The sequence below is a fragment of the Sphingomonas cynarae genome (genome assembly GCF_039537815.1).
GTDB classification, from domain to species: domain Bacteria; phylum Pseudomonadota; class Alphaproteobacteria; order Sphingomonadales; family Sphingomonadaceae; genus Sphingomonas; species Sphingomonas cynarae.
This window is the reverse complement of record NZ_BAABBF010000002.1, coordinates 308,977-324,401: the sequence shown is the minus strand read 5'-3', so window position 1 is coordinate 324,401 and position 15,425 is coordinate 308,977. Positions and strand designations below refer to the sequence as shown.

At 66.5% G+C, this 15,425-nt stretch carries 15 protein-coding genes and 1 riboswitch; of the genes, 12 read left to right on the top strand and 3 right to left on the bottom strand.

From position 1 onward, the window contains the following. Positions 1–174: 174 nt before the first annotated feature. A riboswitch (glycine riboswitch) is annotated at positions 175–269 on the bottom strand. Positions 270–363: 94 nt separating this feature from the next. After that, the gene (locus tag ABD719_RS04800; RefSeq protein WP_344692246.1) at positions 364–1,014 is read right to left on the bottom strand and encodes a hypothetical protein; all 651 of its coding nucleotides are present in this window, start codon (positions 1,012–1,014) and stop codon (positions 364–366) included. A 104-nt stretch (positions 1,015–1,118) separates the two neighbouring features. On the opposite strand from ABD719_RS04800, the gene ispH reads away from it, so the two are divergent. The 4 genes from ispH to ABD719_RS04780 all read left to right on the top strand — a co-directional run bounded on the left by ispH (position 1,119) and on the right by ABD719_RS04780 (position 3,952). Next, positions 1,119–2,078, top strand: coding sequence for a 4-hydroxy-3-methylbut-2-enyl diphosphate reductase (gene ispH / locus ABD719_RS04795; protein ID WP_344692245.1), 960 nt, complete (start codon positions 1,119–1,121; stop codon positions 2,076–2,078). Positions 2,079–2,087: 9 nt separating this feature from the next. Beyond that, a complete protein-coding gene (gene thrB / locus ABD719_RS04790; RefSeq protein WP_344692244.1) occupies positions 2,088–3,044 on the top strand; it encodes a homoserine kinase in 957 nt (318 codons plus the stop codon). Continuing rightward, a complete protein-coding gene (gene rnhA, locus ABD719_RS04785; protein WP_192125448.1) occupies positions 3,013–3,468 on the top strand; it encodes a ribonuclease HI in 456 nt (151 codons plus the stop codon). Before thrB ends, rnhA begins: the two co-directional genes overlap by 32 nt. Positions 3,469–3,559: 91 nt before the next feature. Continuing rightward, positions 3,560–3,952: a hypothetical protein gene (locus ABD719_RS04780; RefSeq protein WP_344692243.1), complete on the top strand. Its 393-nt coding sequence runs from the start codon at positions 3,560–3,562 to the stop codon at positions 3,950–3,952. A gap of 177 nt (positions 3,953–4,129) precedes the next feature. On the opposite strand, the gene ABD719_RS04775 is transcribed toward ABD719_RS04780, so the two are convergent. Continuing rightward, entirely contained in the window at positions 4,130–5,203 is a 1,074-nt protein-coding gene (locus tag ABD719_RS04775; RefSeq protein WP_344692576.1) for an NAD(P)/FAD-dependent oxidoreductase, read from the bottom strand. Between the two features lie 107 nt (positions 5,204–5,310). On the opposite strand from ABD719_RS04775, the gene ABD719_RS04770 reads away from it, so the two are divergent. Genes ABD719_RS04770 through ABD719_RS04735 form a run of 8 tightly spaced genes read left to right on the top strand, consistent with a single transcriptional unit; the run spans position 5,311 to position 12,676 of the window. Beyond that, positions 5,311–5,775, top strand: a complete 465-nt coding sequence (locus tag ABD719_RS04770) for an A24 family peptidase (protein WP_344692242.1) — start codon at positions 5,311–5,313, stop codon at positions 5,773–5,775. Between the two features lie 49 nt (positions 5,776–5,824). Continuing rightward, positions 5,825–6,865, top strand: a complete 1,041-nt coding sequence (gene cpaB, locus ABD719_RS04765; RefSeq protein WP_344692241.1) for a Flp pilus assembly protein CpaB — start codon at positions 5,825–5,827, stop codon at positions 6,863–6,865. Position 6,866: 1 nt separating this feature from the next. Then, positions 6,867–8,348, top strand: a complete 1,482-nt coding sequence (locus ABD719_RS04760; RefSeq protein WP_344692240.1) for a type II and III secretion system protein family protein — start codon at positions 6,867–6,869, stop codon at positions 8,346–8,348. Positions 8,349–8,371: 23 nt separating this feature from the next. Beyond that, a complete protein-coding gene (locus ABD719_RS04755) occupies positions 8,372–9,004 on the top strand; it encodes a CpaD family pilus assembly lipoprotein (RefSeq protein WP_344692239.1) in 633 nt (210 codons plus the stop codon). Position 9,005: 1 nt separating this feature from the next. After that, a complete protein-coding gene (locus ABD719_RS04750; protein ID WP_344692238.1) occupies positions 9,006–10,286 on the top strand; it encodes a CpaE/TadZ family protein in 1,281 nt (426 codons plus the stop codon). 8 nt (positions 10,287–10,294) lie between these two features. Next, complete coding sequence (locus tag ABD719_RS04745; protein WP_344692237.1) at positions 10,295–11,260, top strand: type II secretion system F family protein; 966 nt, start codon at positions 10,295–10,297, stop codon at positions 11,258–11,260. A gap of 14 nt (positions 11,261–11,274) precedes the next feature. After that, on the top strand, positions 11,275–12,270 hold the full coding sequence (locus ABD719_RS04740) for a type II secretion system F family protein (protein WP_344692236.1): 996 nt from the start codon (positions 11,275–11,277) through the stop codon (positions 12,268–12,270). Between the two features lie 43 nt (positions 12,271–12,313). Beyond that, complete coding sequence (locus tag ABD719_RS04735; RefSeq protein ID WP_344692235.1) at positions 12,314–12,676, top strand: hypothetical protein; 363 nt, start codon at positions 12,314–12,316, stop codon at positions 12,674–12,676. 58 nt (positions 12,677–12,734) lie between these two features. Here ABD719_RS04735 and ppdK read toward each other — a convergent pair whose 3' ends face one another. Then, on the bottom strand, positions 12,735–15,398 hold the full coding sequence (gene ppdK / locus ABD719_RS04730) for a pyruvate, phosphate dikinase (protein ID WP_344692234.1): 2,664 nt from the start codon (positions 15,396–15,398) through the stop codon (positions 12,735–12,737). Positions 15,399–15,425 lie beyond the last annotated feature (27 nt).

Sequence of the window (15,425 nt, the reverse complement as noted above, 5' to 3'; positions counted from 1 at the left end):
TCCGCCTTTCGAAAAGGACGATCGACGGCAGGCGAGCCCGCTTGGTCGATCCGAACCCCCTCTGTCACGGAACCTGAGAGCTTTCGCCCCGATCCATCGATGGATGAATGCGCGGCTTACCCCTTCGGTGGCCCGGCGACCTGCAAGGTCATGGGCGCTTTCCAGAGTGTCGTATATCCTCGCGCGGTCCCTGGTGCCTGAGAGATTCCGGGGCGGTTGCTCCTTCGGCGCCCCCGGTTTTCCCCAAGGGTCTCTCCCGCGCGGGGCTTCGACGCGCCAAGCTGTGGCCAGCCCCGCGGGCTTAGTCAATCGACGATCGCGACGCCCGAACGATTTAGGTTTCCGCTTCGCGCAACGGCGCCCTTAGCGCGTCACGTTGTACCGCAACTGGGCCTCGTTCAGCTGGAACCCGACCAGCGCCTCGAAGCTGGCGGCCAGCACCGCTTTGCGCACTTCGGGCTGGGCAAGCGGATCGATCGCGGCGTCGTCGTCGCCGGCCTTGCGGCGCCGGGTCAGCCGGTCGCGGATTTCCTGCGGCAGCGTCGCGGCGCTGCGCAAGACGCTGGTCGTGGCGGTACCGCTGGCCTGCGCGCGCGCCTGCCCCGCATCGAAATGGAGCGCGATCATACCGACCCGCTTGGCCACCACATTGTTGCCGCCGCGCACGACGGTGATGAAATACGGCACCTGCACGTCGCGCGCCGCCTCGCTGCGCTGCCGCCGCGCCTGCACGTCGAAGGTGACGGTGGTGGCGATGTCGCTGCCCACGTCGTTGCAGGTGCCGCGCACGTTGGTCATCGCGGCGACCAGATCGATCGCGGTTTCCGCCTGGCTGGTCGGCGGATCGAACAACGTGACGTCGCCGGTGCCGGCCGGCACGCCCACCACCGGGCAGGCGGAACGGACGGCAGAAACACCGCCGGTCGCGTCGATTTCACCCGTGCTGGCGCAACCCGCAAGCGCGGTGGCGAGGACGAGCGCGGCAGGGGCGGCGAGACGGATCGGGGCTTTCACGGGCGACGCATACCTTTTGCCATGCCGCGGCAAGCCCGCGGGAATACCGCCCTGCCATAGGAACCGGGTTGGAGACGTGCAAGCAATCGCGTACAGGACCGCCCATGCATGCCGTAGCCCAGAAGCCGCCGCTCGACCTCCTGATCGCCGCACCGCGCGGCTTCTGTGCCGGGGTCGACCGGGCGATCCGCATCGTCGAACTCGCGATCGAGAAGCACGGTGCGCCCGTCTATGTCCGGCACGAGATCGTCCACAACAAGTTCGTGGTCGACAGCCTGAAGGCGCAGGGGGCGATCTTCGTCGAGGAACTGGACGAGGTGCCGGACGGCGCGCCCGTCGTCTTCTCCGCGCACGGCGTACCTAAATCGGTGCCCGCAGCGGCACAGGATCGCGGGCTCGATTATCTGGACGCCACCTGCCCGCTGGTGTCGAAGGTCCATCGCCAGGCCGAACGGCTGGTCGCCGCCGGTCGCCACATCGTGTTCATCGGCCACACCGGCCATCCGGAAGTGATCGGCACTTTCGGGCAGGTGCCGGCCGGCGCGATGTCGCTGATCGAGACGGTCGAGGATGCAGAAAGCTTCGTGCCGCCCGATCCCGCCAACCTCGCCTTCCTGACCCAGACGACGCTGTCGGTCGACGATACCGCCGCGGTGGTTGCGACCTTGCAGCGACGGTTCCCGCTGATGCAGCCGCCGCGCGGCGAGGACATCTGCTACGCCACCTCCAACCGGCAGGCGGCGGTGAAGGCGATCGCCGCGCAATGCGACGCGATCCTGGTGATCGGCGCGCCCAATTCGTCGAACTCGGTCCGGCTGGTCGAGGTGGCGGAGCGCGAGGGGGTGCCGGCACGGCTGATCCAGCGCGCTATCGATCTCGACTGGGATTTCCTGACCGGGGTCGGAACGCTGGGGCTGACCGCCGGTGCCTCCGCTCCCGAACTGCTCGTCCGCGAACTGGTCGACCGGCTGTCGGAACGTTTCACGGTGACCGAGCGCGAGGAGGAAACCACGCGCGAGACGATCGCCTTCAAGCTGCCACGCGAGCTCGACGCGGCGGCCTGAGGCACCCCCATGGCCGTCTACACGCAGGTGTCCGCCGAGGCGCTGACCGATTTCCTCGCCCGGTACGATCACGGCGCGCTCGTCTCCGCCAAAGGGATCGCGGAAGGGGTCGAGAACAGCAACTACATGGTCGACACCACCGCCGGCCGCTACATCCTAACCTTGTACGAGCGGCGCGTGGCGGCGGGCGACCTGCCGTTCTTCATGGCGATGCTGGATCATGTCGCGGCGGACGGCAACCTCGTGCCGCGCGCCTTCGCCGACCGCGACGGCCGCGTCATTCAGGAACTGGAGGGCCGCCCCGCCTGCCTGATCGAGTTCCTGTCGGGCGTGTCGGTGACGCGACCGACCCCGTCACAGGCACACGCCGCCGCCGCCGCGATGGGGCGGATGCACCACAGCCTCGCCAACTTTACCAGCCAGCGCGCCAACACGCTGGGGGTGGACGACTGGCGGCCGTTGCTCAACCGGTGCGGCCGGTCGCTCGACACGATCCAGGCGGGACTGTTCGACCGCGTCGACACCGCGCTGGCAGCGGTGGAGCGGGACTGGCCCCGTGACCTGGCCGTAAGCGTCATCCATGCCGACCTGTTTCCCGACAATGTGCTGATGCTGGATGACCGCGTCACCGGGTTGATCGATTTCTATTTCGCCTGCACCGATATCCGCGCCTATGATCTGGCGGTGATGCATTCGGCATGGGCGTTCGATCCGGCGGGCGAGCCGCTCGACCCTGCGGTCGGGCGGGCGCTCGTGGCGGGGTATGACGGCGCGTTCGGCCTGTCTGCGGCGGAACGGGCGGCGCTGCCGGTGCTGGCGCGGGGCGCCTGCCTGCGCTTCCTGCTGACGCGGGCATGGGACTGGCTGAACACCCCGGCCGATGCGCTGGTGACACGCAAGGACCCCTTGGCCTATGCGCGCCGGCTGGACTGGTATGAGCGGAGCGACGGATTTGACGCCGGTTGAGATTGCAACGGACGGGGCGTGCAAGGGCAATCCCGGCCCCGGCGGCTGGGGTGCGCTGATCCGCGCCGGTGGCCAAGAGAAGGAACTGTCGGGCGGCGAGAAGCTCACCACCAACAACCGCATGGAACTGATGGCGGCGATCGAGGCGCTGAACGCCCTCACCCGCCCCTGTCAGGTCACGCTGTCGACCGACAGCCGCTATGTGATGGACGGCCTGACGAAGTGGATTCACGGCTGGCAGAAGAACGGCTGGCGCACCGCGAGCCGGCAACCGGTGAAGAATGCCGAACTGTGGCAGGCCCTGCTGGCGGCGGCCAAGCCGCACAAGATCGACTGGAAATGGGTAAAGGGCCATGCCGGCCACCCGGATAATGAGCGGGTGGACAAGCTGGCGAGCGATGCGGCGGTGGTGGCGGGGCGGTAAGGACACAGCCTGATTTCGGTCTAGATAGGACGGCGATAACTGGTGGAAAGCGGAAGTTGCGGCGCATGCCTGACTGTCGCATCATACCGCAATGAGGATTGTCAAAAACGCGCTGCCCTCGGGGCAAAGCTACGCATTGAAGCCGTCGATACTCGAAGATGCTCTTACAGCCGGGGCAGTCCAGACAGAGACTCTCCTGTATCAGTGGCGTCCCGGCTGGTTAGAGAGCAAAGTTCTATTCCGGGCGCACTTCTATCCGGCAGGTCGCTACTTTAAAAACCAAGACGAACTTCTTACAATTACATCCCATGCCGTGCCAGCTTCGGCTCGTGCGAGTGCGAAGGCCTTTATTGAAGGCGCGGTCATCCCCGAGTTCATCAAGTGGATATTAGAGCTTGAAGCTCTTCCGATCGGTTCAACGATCCGTAGGGAAAAGCAGTCGTTTGAGCGAAAGTGGACCGCACCGCCAGACGAAGAGGCGTGACCATCATGTCTGCAACTGGGCGAATTCAGACACTTATACGAGGTGCGCGCTCCACAACGGCCTGTACACCGAATTGAATGACGGACGAGATCGGATCGGCGCCGTATTTACATCGTCCGAGTTGCCCATTTTCTGCAGGCCGCTGTCGCGATGTCCGAACCGTCAGCGCTATCAAGCCTACCCAAGCCGCCCCGGCGCATAGCGCCCGACATCAACTCCCGCTACATCCGGGACCTGTCCCAGCACCAGCGCCGCCGCCATCGCCGCCGCCGCCGGGGCGGTCTGGATGCCGAAGCCGCCCTGGCCGGCGCACCAGAAGAAGCCTGGTTCCGCAAAGCCATAGACCGGCAGGCGATCGAGCGCGAAGCTGCGCAGGCCGGCCCAGCGCCGCTCGACCGCTGCGACCCGCCAGTCGACCGCCTGTTCGAACCGGTCGATCGCCACCGCCACGTCGATCTCCTCCGGCGCGGCGTCGCACGGGTCGGTCGGGATCTCGTCATGCGGCGACAGCCATAGCCGTCCGCCCGCCTCCGGCTTGAAGTAGAAACGGCCGGCGATATCGGCGACATGCGGCAGCCCGGCCGGCACGGACGGATCGGTGCGCAATTGCACCATCGTCCGGCGATAGGGGCGGATGCCGATCGGCCGCACCCCGCATCGGATCGCCACCTCGTCCGCCCAGGCCCCTGCCGCATTCACCAGCACGGTTGCCGCGAAGGGGCCGGCAGGCGTTTCGATCCGCCAGACGCCATCCCGCCGCACCGCCGATCGGATACCGGCATCGGTCACGATCGTCGCGCCACCGGTACGTGCCGACTTCAAATAGTGGCCATGCAGCGCGGCGACATCGATATAGGCGCAGCTCGGCTCCATCACGCCGATCGTCCATTCGGATCGCAATCCCGGAATACGGCTGGCCGGATCGATCGGCACCAGTTCCACCGCGCTGTCCGCGAATTCGGCAAGGAAGGCATCCGCCGCCGCCGCGTCCTCCTGCCGGCCGATATGCAGCGAGCCCAGCGGTTCCAGGAAACCCCCGTCGCGCAGCGCCGCTCCCGAGGCGGTGGTAAGCGGCTGGATCGCCGGGCCACCATAGGTTTCCGACCAGAACGCCGCCGAGCGACCGGTCGCGTGCAGGCCCGGCATCGCCTCCGCCTCCAGCATCACCACGCAGGCATGGGGAGCAAGCGCGGCGGCAAGGCTGGCACCGGCGATGCCGCCACCGACGATCGCGACATCGAACCGGGGCATATCGGTCATGCCGGCACACGGCGCAGGAGAAAGGGTCGGGTCATCATGTCCGGCGGTTACGGTTTTGCAAGTCATGCTCCTTACAACGTCCAGCGATGGAATGGGACATGATGCGTATCGGCCTCGCGCTTGCCGCGGTGGCGCTGTTGCTGTCGGCGGGAATCGAGGATGCCCGCACGAGGCTGATCGCCAATCGCAAAAGCGTGGCGCTGGTGCTGCTCGCACCGCTGTGGTGGTGGGCCAACGGCGCCTCGCTATGGCCGGGGGTGGCGATGCAGCTGGCGCTGGCGATCGTGACGTTCGGCGTCTTCGCTGCGGCGTTCCATGTCGGCGCGATGGGCGGCGGCGATGTGAAGCTGATCGCGGCCTTGTCGCTGTGGCTGCCGCCGATGCTGCTGATGGGGATGCTGGTGACGATGTCGCTGGCGGGCGGCGTGGTGACGCTGGCGATGCTGGTCGACAAGCGCTGCCGCCGCCACGCCGACCCGGTCGAGGTGCCGTATGGCGTGGCGATCGCGATCGCCGGCATCCTCACGCTGCGCGAACCCATCCTTAACCAGTTCGGGTCATGATTAATACCTGATCTACCACGCGATTCGGCAAAAGGCGCAAGAACGAGCAATGGATAGTCGCAAGGTCATTCTGCTGATCGGCGCGCTGATGGTGGCGATCATCACCGCCGTCATGGCCCGGTCGCTGATTGCAGGCAGCGCCGCCCCTGCCGCCGCCGCCGGCCCGCCGGTACCGGTGATCGACGGGCCGGAGGTGCTGGTCGCCACCCGCGCGCTGCCGATCGGCACGATCCTCGACGCCTCCGCCCTGAAATTCCAGCCCTGGCCCAAGGAGCTGGTCGATGGCGCCTACTACCTGAAAGCGCAGACCAATCTGGCGAAGCTGCAGGGCACGGTGGTGCGCAACCCAATCACCGCCGGCCAGCCGGTGACGCAGGGCGCACTGGTGAAGCCGGGGGATCGCGGTTTCCTGGCCGCCGCGCTGGGGCCGGGGATGCGTGCAGTGACGGTGCCCGTATCGGCACAGGCCGCCGTCGCCGGCTTCGTGTTTCCGGGGGATCGCATCGATCTCGTCCTGACCCAGTCGGTGGCGGGCGGTGGCGACGGCCAGCCGCTGCACGTGTCGGAGACGATCCTGCGCAACCTGCGCGTCCTCGCCACCGACCAGCGCACCGACAATCTGGTCGGCGAGGATGGCAAGACCGTGGTCCGCACCTTCTCCACCGTGACGGTCGAGGCGACGCCGAAGATCGCCGAGCAGATGGCGGTCGCGCAGACGCTCGGCAGCCTGTCGTTGTCGCTGCGGTCGATCGCGGACAATTCGGGCGAGCTGGAGGAGGCGATCGCCAGCGGTGCGGTCAAGGTGCCGGACGGTGATCCCCGCATGGAAAAGGCGATGCTGCTGCGACTCGCCGGACAGCCCCAGTCGGGCGCCACCAGTTCCACTACCGGTGCCGACGTCTCCCGCTACCAGCGACGCACCGTCCCCGGCCGGGGGCTGGATACCGGACCGGGCATGGTCGGCAACGGACCGATGAATGTGGTCGCCAACGTGCCGGCCGGCAGCATCCCCGCGCCCGTATCCACCGGGCCGCTCGTCCGGGTCGCCCGCGGCAACAACGTGACCGCCGTCGCGGTCGGGGGGAAGTGACATGCGCCGTTCGATGATCGCCCTGATGCTGGCGGGTGCCGGCACACCGCTGGCCGCCGAACCGATCCCCGCCAGGGCACCGGCAGCAGCAGCCCCTGCCCCCGCGCCCGTCCCGGTCGGGGCGGTGGTGCAGGTCAACACCGGTCGTGGCCGGCTGGTGACGCTGCCGCAGCCGATGAGCGATCTGTTCATCGCCGACGACGGCATCGCCGACGTGCAGGTCCGCTCGCCTACCCAGTTATATATCTTCGGCAAGAAGACCGGGGAGACGACCGTGTCCGCCACCGCCAAGGGTGGTCAGGTGGTGTTCACCACCACCGTGCGGGTCGGCAACAATCTGGGGTCGGTCGGCGATATGCTGGCGCTGACGATGCCGGAGGCGAAGATCGTCGCGACGCCGATGAATGGCATGATGCTGCTGACCGGCACCGTCGCCGCCCCCGCCGACGCGGCCGAAGCCGAACGGCTGGTGCAGTTGTTCGTCGGCGACGGCACCAAGGTCCTGAGCCGCCTGCGCACCGCCACGCCGATGCAGGTGAACCTGCAGGTACGGTTCGCGGAAGTGACGCGGGGTTTTTCCAAGAATATCGGCGTCAATCTGGCCTCTGCGGATTCAACCAGCGGACTTAAGTTCGGTATCACCCGCGGTCGTGGAGCCGGATCGCAATATACGCCGGGCGGACCGCTTGGCGTCGGCTTCACCAGCGCGCCCCCCAACGGTTCGCTCGTCACTGCATCCGGAACCAGCGCGGCAATCGGGCTGGCCGGTCGCCTGCTGGGGCTCGACATCCTGAGCGCGATCGATCTGGGCGAAACGCTCGGGCAGGTCACGACGCTCGCCAATCCGAACCTGACCGCCCTGTCGGGAGAGACCGGCAGCTTTCTGGCGGGTGGTGAAATCCCCATTCCGCTCGCGCAGGGGTTCGGCACCGTGTCGGTCGAGTTCAAGCAATACGGCATCAGCCTGGGCTATACCCCCACGGTACTGGCCGATGGCCGTATCTCGCTGCACGTGAAGCCGGAGGTATCGCAACTCGATTACTCCAACGCAGTCACGCTGTCCGGCACGCGCGTCCCGGGTATCAGTTCGCGCCGGGCGGAGACGACGATCGAACTGGGGTCGGGCGAAAGCATGATGATCGCCGGGTTGCTTCAGAACACGCGCAACAACTCGATCGACAAGACACCGTTCCTGGGGGACATCCCTATCCTGGGTGCGCTGTTCCGCTCCAACGGCTGGCAACGCAACGAGACCGAACTCGTCATCATCATCACCCCCTATCTGGTGAAACCGATGAACAGCCCCGCGCAGGTCGCGATGCCGATCGACGGTATCCACACCCCCACAGATGCCGAACGCATCCTGCTCGGAAAGCTCGGCAGCGGCAAAACCGGGGAAAAACGCCCCATCCCGACTATAGCGCCCCCTGTATCGACGGCTCCCACCTCGCCACGCACCACCAGCCCGGCGCTCCCCCGATGACCCCCGCCCGAGGAACCGTCGCCATGACCAAGCGACCCATGCTACTCGCCTGCCTGATCCCTGCGCTCGTCCTCGCCGGTTGTGGGGGTGCGCAGAACGCCGGCGTCGAGTCGATCCACCAGCCGGTGGTGACCAGGACCGACCACGTTCTCGCTCTCGATGCGCCGGGCGGGCGGCTCGCGATGGGCGAGCCGCAGCGACTGGCCGGCTGGCTGGCGGGGCTGCAGGTCGGCTATGGCGACCGGATCGCGATCGACGACACGGCGGATGCCGACACGCGCGATACCATCGCCGCGATGATCGCCGGCTATGGCCTGTTGCTGGCGGATGGTGGCCCGGCCATCGCCGCCGCCACCCCGAACGACAGGGTCCGCGTCGTCGTCAGCCGTGCGACTGCGCGGGTCCCCGGCTGCAACGACTGGTCGCGCGACAGTTCGGTCGATTACGCCCAGAACACCTCGTCCTTCTACGGCTGTTCGGTCAACGGCAACCTCGCCGCGATGGTCGCCAACCCGCGCGATCTGATCCGCGGTGCCAGCGGCAACGGGCTGAACGATCCCGCCACGGTGTTCAAGGCGATCGACAGCTATCGCAAGGCCGCACCCGGCGGCGGCGGCGGCCAGACCGTCCAATCCGAATCCGCCGGAGGCAAGTGAGATGAACGCTCCCTGGAAACCTGCCGGCTCTGCCGTACGGGACCCGTTCGTCGCCTATGTCTGCGACGATGCCACCGCCGATGCCCTGCGCCCCGTCGTCACGTCGATGGGCTGGACCGCGGACAAGGTCCACAAGGGGGGGCTGCGCAGCGGCATCCAGACACTGTCCGTCTCTGCCAGCCCGCAGATCCTGTTCGTCGACCTTGCCGAATCAGGCGATCCGCTGACCGATATCAACGCGCTGGCCGAGGTGTGCGAACCCGGTACGGTGGTGATCGCCACCGGCCAGATCAACGATGTGCGGCTGTACCGCAACCTGATCGCCAGCGGCATTCACGATTATCTGCTGAAACCGCTGAACCCCGATATGCTGCGCGATGCCTTCGCGCAGGCGCAGGCGATGTTCCATGCTCCCAAGGTCGTCGATCACGCGGCGGAACGGCCGCATTGCTCGGTGGCGGTGGTGGGCGCGCGCGGCGGCGTAGGCGCCTCGACCATCGCATCGTCGCTGGCATGGCTGCTCGCCGAACAGGACAAGAGATCGACCGCGCTGCTCGATCTGGACGTCCATTTCGGCACCGGCGCGCTGGCCCTTGATCTGGAGCCAGGACGCGGCCTGACCGACGCGATCGAGAATCCAAGCCGGATCGACGGTCTGTTCATCGAACGCGCGATGGTCAAGGCGTCCGAGAAGCTGTCGGTTCTGTCTGCGGAAACGCCGATCAACGCGCCGCTTGTCACCGACGGCAGCGCCTTCTGCCAGTTGCAGGAGGAAATGCGCGCCAGCTTCGAATGCACCGTGATCGATCTGCCGCGCGGCATGCTGGTGCAATATCCGCAGTTGATGGCCGATGTGCAGGCGGTGGTGATCGTTACCGAACTGACGCTGGCGGCGGCGCGTGACACCATCCGCCTGCTGTCGTGGATGAAGACCCATGCCCCGCAGGCGCTGGTCCATGTCGTCGCCAACCGGATCACCGCGGCAGGCCAGCCGGAGATCAACCGCAAGGATCTGGAAAGCTCGATCGAGCATCGCATCGACCATGCAGTGCCGTTCGATCCGAAACTCGCCTGCCTCGCGGCCAAATTGGGCAAGCCGATGGCCGAGGCGGGGCGCGGCGGCAAGACGGTCGCACCGCTGATCGACCTGATGAATATGGTCGTGGGCGCCGTCGCCGCAGGGGGCGACGACAAGATGCCCAGGCCGGGTTCGCTGGTCGGCAGGCTGGGCGAATTGAAGGGCCTGCTTGCGAAGCGCATGCCCAAGGCGAAGGCGAAGTAGGTCCGCCGATGCTGCTGCTCGTCCTCATCCTGCTGGGATCCGCCGCCACGCTGGCGATGATGGTGTTCGCGCTGTCCGGTCCATCCGCGTCGCGCGCCCAGTCGCGACGCATCGCGGCCTTGCGGGAACGCCACGGCGCTGCGGCGCTGATCGTGAGCGGTCCGAGCCGGGGTATCGCCAACGTGCGCGATACCCGTATGGACCTTGCGTTCGGCCGAATCCTGCCCAACCGCGAACTTCTCGCCAAGCGGCTGGCGATGACGGGCAAGACCTGGACGGTCGGCCAGTACGGCATCGCCACCGCCGGACTGATCGTGACGTTGCTGATCGGACTGATCGTGATCGGCCTGCCGGTCGTGATGGCGACGATGCTGGCACTGGCGATCGGGGCGGGCCTGCCGCACATGGTCGTCGGGCGGACGATATCGCGCCGGGTGGGCAAGTTCACGACGCGGTTCCCGGATGCGATCGAACTGCTCGTCCGTGGTCTGCGCTCCGGTCTGCCGATCAGCGAGACGATCGGTCTCGTCGGCCAGGAACTGGAAGGCTCGATCGGGGAGGAGTTCCGCACCATCGCCGACAAGATGAAGATCGGCCGAACGATGGATGCCGCATTGCAGGACACCGCCGACCGGCTGGGCACCCCCGAGTTCCAGTTCTTCGTCATCACCATCGCCATCCAGCGCGAAACCGGTGGCAATCTGGCCGAAACGCTCGCCAATCTGGCCGATGTGCTGCGCAAGCGCGCGCAGATGAAGCTGAAAATCCGGGCGATGTCGTCCGAATCCAAGGCGTCGGCCTATATCATCGGTTCGCTGCCCTTCATCGTGTTCGCGCTGATCTGGTTCGTCAACGGCGACTATATCGGCAAGTTCTTCGTCGACGAGCGGTTGATGGTGACCGGCATGGGCGGGGTGCTGTGGATGAGCATCGGCGCGTTCATCATGTCCAAGATGATCAGCTTCGAGATCTGAGGGAGAACGGGGCCATGGGCGCAACCGCTGGGCCGACGCTGCTGGGCGTCGACGTGATCTGGGTGGCGACGATCCTGTCGGGGGTCACCGCGCTGGCGGTGATGACCGCGATCTATGCCGTCACCACGGTGCGCGATCCGATGGCGCGGCGCGTGCGCGCGCTGAACGAACGACGCGAGCAGCTGAAGGCCGGCATCACCGCTTCCACGAAGCGTCGCGCCAAGCTGGTCCAGCGCAACGAGACGACCGACCGGCTGCGCAGTTTCCTCGGCTCGATGAAGATGCTGCAGGACAGCCAGTTGAAGGACGCGCAACTGAAGCTGCTTCAGGCGGGCATCCGCTCGAAGGAATGGGCCGTTGCGGTGATCTTCGGCCGACTGGCGCTGCCGATCGTGTTCGGCGGCTTCATGGCCTTCTGGGTCTATGGCACCGACGGCTTCATCGAATGGTCGGCGCTGAAGAAATACGGGCTGGTCGCGGGCACCCTGATCCTGTCGTACAAGGCGCCCGACATCTTCCTGAAGAACAAGATTCAGAAACGGTCCGACGCGATCCGCAAGGGGTTGCCCGACGCGCTCGACCTGCTCGTCATCTGCGCGGAGGCGGGACTGACGGTGGACGCTGCCTTCCACCGCGTCGCGCGCGAACTGGGCCGTGCCTATCCCGAACTGGGTGAGGAATTCACGCTGACCGCGATCGAACTAGGGTTCCTGACCGACCGGCGGCAGGCGTTCGAAAACCTGGCTACACGCGTCGCGCTGGATGCGGTGAAGGGCGTCACCACCACCATGGTCCAGACCGAAAAATACGGCACCCCCCTCGCCTCCGCGCTCCGCGTGCTGTCGGCGGAATTCCGTAACGAGCGAATGATGCGGGCCGAGGAAAAGGCCGCGCGGCTGCCGGCGATCATGACGGTGCCGTTGATCTGCTTCATCCTGCCGGTGCTGTTCGTCGTGATCCTGGGGCCGGCGGCCTGCTCGATCAAGGATGCGATGCTCAGCGGAAACTAAGCGGCGCGGAAAATCGTTGATCCTCCGTAACAGGAGAGATTCGATGCTGTTTTCCACCCCGACCCAGTTTGCGGTATTGGTACTGGTACTGATCGCCGGCTGGCTGCTGGGGCTGGCCAGTCACCCCGGTGGCCGCAAGTGGAAGGACCGTTATGCCGCCGAGCGCGAGGCGCATGCCGCCACGCGCCGCGATGCCGATACGCGTATCGCCGCCGCCGACTCCCGCGTGACGGAGGCGGAACGCGTCCGGGCAGCACCGGTGATCGAACGCGATATGGCGGTGGGCACGCGGACCGAGACGGCGACGACACGGCCCGCAGCCTTGAACGCCGCCCGCCCGGCCTATCCCACCGGCGACCGTCGTGGCTGGTTCGACTGGGACAACCGTCGGACGACGGTGCGGTAAATACACTCTGCCTCCCCTGCCGACATGAAGCATCGGAAGGGGAGGCAAGTTATGGACGTTACTGCGCCCTCAATGCCGCCTGCGCCGCCGCCAACCGGGCGATCGGCACGCGGTAGGGAGAGGCCGATACGTAATCCAGCCCGACCTTCTCGCAGAAGGCGATGCTGGCCGGATCGCCGCCATGCTCGCCGCAGATGCCCAGCTTGATGTCGGGCCGGGTGGCGCGGCCACGCTCCACCGCCAGTTCGATCAGTTCGCCGACACCCTCGACATCGATGCTGACGAACGGGTCCTTGGGATAGATGCCTTGTTCGACATAGGCGCCCAGGAAGCGCGCCGCGTCGTCGCGGCTGACGCCCAGTGTCGTCTGTGTCAGGTCGTTGGTACCGAACGAGAAGAACTCGCCGCTTTCCGCGATCTCGCCCGCCTTCAGCGCGGCACGCGGCAGTTCGATCATCGTGCCAACCAGATATTTCAGCGTCCGGCCGCGTTCCTCGAACACGGTCTTCGCCGCCTTGTCGACGACTGCCTTCATCAGGTCCAGCTCGCGCTTGGTGGCGACCAGCGGGATCATGACTTCGGGGATCGGTGCGTCGCCAGACTTTTCCGCCACGTCGATCGCCGCCTCGAAGATGGCACGTGCCTGCATCTCGTAGATTTCCGGATAAGTCACGCCCAGCCGGCAACCGCGATGACCGAGCATCGGATTGAACTCGTGGAGTTCGGCCGCCCGTGCTTTCAGCGTGTCGATATCGATCCCGGCCGCCTCGGCGACCTCCGCGAACTCGTTCTCCTCATGCGGCAGGAATTCGTGCAGCGGCGGATCGAGCAGGCGGACGGTGACGGGCAGCCCCGCCATCACCTCGAAGATTTCGGCGAAGTCGCTGCGCTGTTCGGGCAGCAGTTTGTCGAGCGCGGCACGGCGTCCCTTCTCGTCCGAAGCGAGGATCATCTGACGGACCAGCGTGATACGCGCACCCTCGAAGAACATATGCTCGGTACGGCACAGGCCGACGCCCTCCGCGCCGAATTCGCGTGCGGTGCGGCAGTCCTGCGGGGTTTCGGCATTGGCGCGCACCTTCAGCCGGCGCACCTCGTCCGCCCACACCATCAGCGTGCCGAAATCGCCCGCCAGTTCGGGCTGCACGGTCGCGACCAACCCCGCCATCACCTCACCGGTGGTACCGTCCAGCGTCAGCAGGTCGCCCTCGCGCACCTCACGCCCGGCGACGCGCATCACCTTGTCCTTGGCGGAGATGGAGATGCCGCCTGCGCCGGAGACGCAGGGGCGGCCCATACCGCGTGCCACCACGGCGGCGTGGCTGGTCATGCCGCCGCGCGCGGTCAGGATGCCCTTGGCCGCGTGCATCCCGTGAATGTCCTCCGGGCTGGTTTCGGTGCGGATCAGGATCACCGCCTTGCTTTCCGCCGCCCAGCGTTCGGCGGTATCCGCGTCGAATACCGCCGCACCGGATGCCGCGCCGGGCGATGCCGGCAGCCCCTTGGCGATCACGTCGCGATGCGCGCTGGGGTCGAGCGTGGGGTGAAGCAACTGGTCGAGCGCCATCGGCTCGACGCGCAGGATCGCCTCCTCGTGCGTGATGAGGCCCTCGTTCGCCATGTCGACCGCGATCTTCAGCGCCGCCTTGGCGGTGCGCTTGCCGCTGCGGGTCTGGAGCATCCACAGCTTGGTGCGCTCGACCGTGAACTCGATGTCCTGCATGTCGCGGTAATGGTTTTCGAGCGTATCGAACACCGCCGCCAGTTCGCCGTACACCTCCGGCATTGCCTCTTCCATCGAGGCGGGCTTGGCGCCTGCTTCCTCGCGCGCGACCTTGGTCAGATATTGCGGCGTGCGGATGCCGGCGACGACGTCCTCACCTTGCGCGTTGATAAGGAACTCGCCGTAATAGGCGCGGTCGCCCTTCGACGGATCGCGGGTGAAGGCGACGCCGGTGGCCGACGTGTCGCCCATGTTGCCGAACACCATTGCCTGCACGTTGACGGCGGTGCCCCAGGTGGCAGGAATGTCGTTTAGGCGGCGATAAACCTTGGCGCGCTCCGACTGCCACGATCCGAACACCGCGCCGACCGCGCCCCATAGCTGGTCATGCACGTCCTGCGGGAAGGGCTTGCCCCACTCTTTTTCCACCAGCCCCTTATATTCGGCGACCAGCGCCTTCAGGTGATCGGCAGACAGTTCGGTGTCAAGCGTGAAGCCATTGTCTTCCTTGGCGATCTCCAGCGCTTCCTCGAACGCGCCGTGATCCAGTTCGAGGACGACGTCGGCATACATCTGGATGAAGCGGCGATAGCTGTCCCACGCGAACCGCTCGTCGTCCGCCGCCTTGGCCAGCCCGACGACGGTCTCGTCGTTAAGGCCGAGGTTGAGGACGGTGTCCATCATGCCGGGCATCGACACGCGCGCGCCCGAGCGGACCGAAACCAGCAACGGATCGGCGGCGTCGCCGAATGTCTTGCCGGTGATCCCCTCGATATGCGCGATGCCACCCGCGACCTCGTCCCGAACGCTTTGCGGAAACTGCTCGCCCTCTTCGTAATAGCGCGTGCACATCTCGGTCGAGATGGTGAAACCGGGGGGCACGGGCAGGCCGATCGAGGCCATTTCGGCAAGGTTCGCGCCCTTGCCGCCGAGCAGGTTGCGGTCGCCCGACCCGCCGTCCGAAACCCCGCCGCCGAATCGATAGACATACTGCGTCATGCCCGGTTCCCTCATTGCCCCCGCAGG

Bases quoted from the DNA above. Each gene is read 5' to 3' on its own strand.
- ppdK (WP_344692234.1), bottom strand. From the start codon at position 15,398: ATGACGCAGTATGTCTATCGATTCGGCGGCGGGGTTTCGGACGGCGGG.
- ABD719_RS04775 (WP_344692576.1), bottom strand. From the start codon at position 5,203: ATGCCCCGGTTCGATGTCGCGATCGTCGGTGGCGGCATCGCCGGTGCC.
- ABD719_RS04735 (WP_344692235.1), top strand. From the start codon at position 12,314: ATGCTGTTTTCCACCCCGACCCAGTTTGCGGTATTGGTACTGGTACTG.
- ABD719_RS04760 (WP_344692240.1), top strand. From the start codon at position 6,867: ATGCGCCGTTCGATGATCGCCCTGATGCTGGCGGGTGCCGGCACACCG.
- ABD719_RS04770 (WP_344692242.1), top strand. From the start codon at position 5,311: ATGATGCGTATCGGCCTCGCGCTTGCCGCGGTGGCGCTGTTGCTGTCG.
- cpaB (WP_344692241.1), top strand. From the start codon at position 5,825: ATGGATAGTCGCAAGGTCATTCTGCTGATCGGCGCGCTGATGGTGGCG.
- rnhA (WP_192125448.1), top strand. From the start codon at position 3,013: ATGAGCGGAGCGACGGATTTGACGCCGGTTGAGATTGCAACGGACGGG.
- ABD719_RS04740 (WP_344692236.1), top strand. From the start codon at position 11,275: ATGGGCGCAACCGCTGGGCCGACGCTGCTGGGCGTCGACGTGATCTGG.
- thrB (WP_344692244.1), top strand. From the start codon at position 2,088: ATGGCCGTCTACACGCAGGTGTCCGCCGAGGCGCTGACCGATTTCCTC.
- ABD719_RS04755 (WP_344692239.1), top strand. From the start codon at position 8,372: ATGACCAAGCGACCCATGCTACTCGCCTGCCTGATCCCTGCGCTCGTC.
- ABD719_RS04780 (WP_344692243.1), top strand. From the start codon at position 3,560: ATGAGGATTGTCAAAAACGCGCTGCCCTCGGGGCAAAGCTACGCATTG.
- ABD719_RS04745 (WP_344692237.1), top strand. From the start codon at position 10,295: ATGCTGCTGCTCGTCCTCATCCTGCTGGGATCCGCCGCCACGCTGGCG.
- ispH (WP_344692245.1), top strand. From the start codon at position 1,119: ATGCATGCCGTAGCCCAGAAGCCGCCGCTCGACCTCCTGATCGCCGCA.
- ABD719_RS04750 (WP_344692238.1), top strand. From the start codon at position 9,006: ATGAACGCTCCCTGGAAACCTGCCGGCTCTGCCGTACGGGACCCGTTC.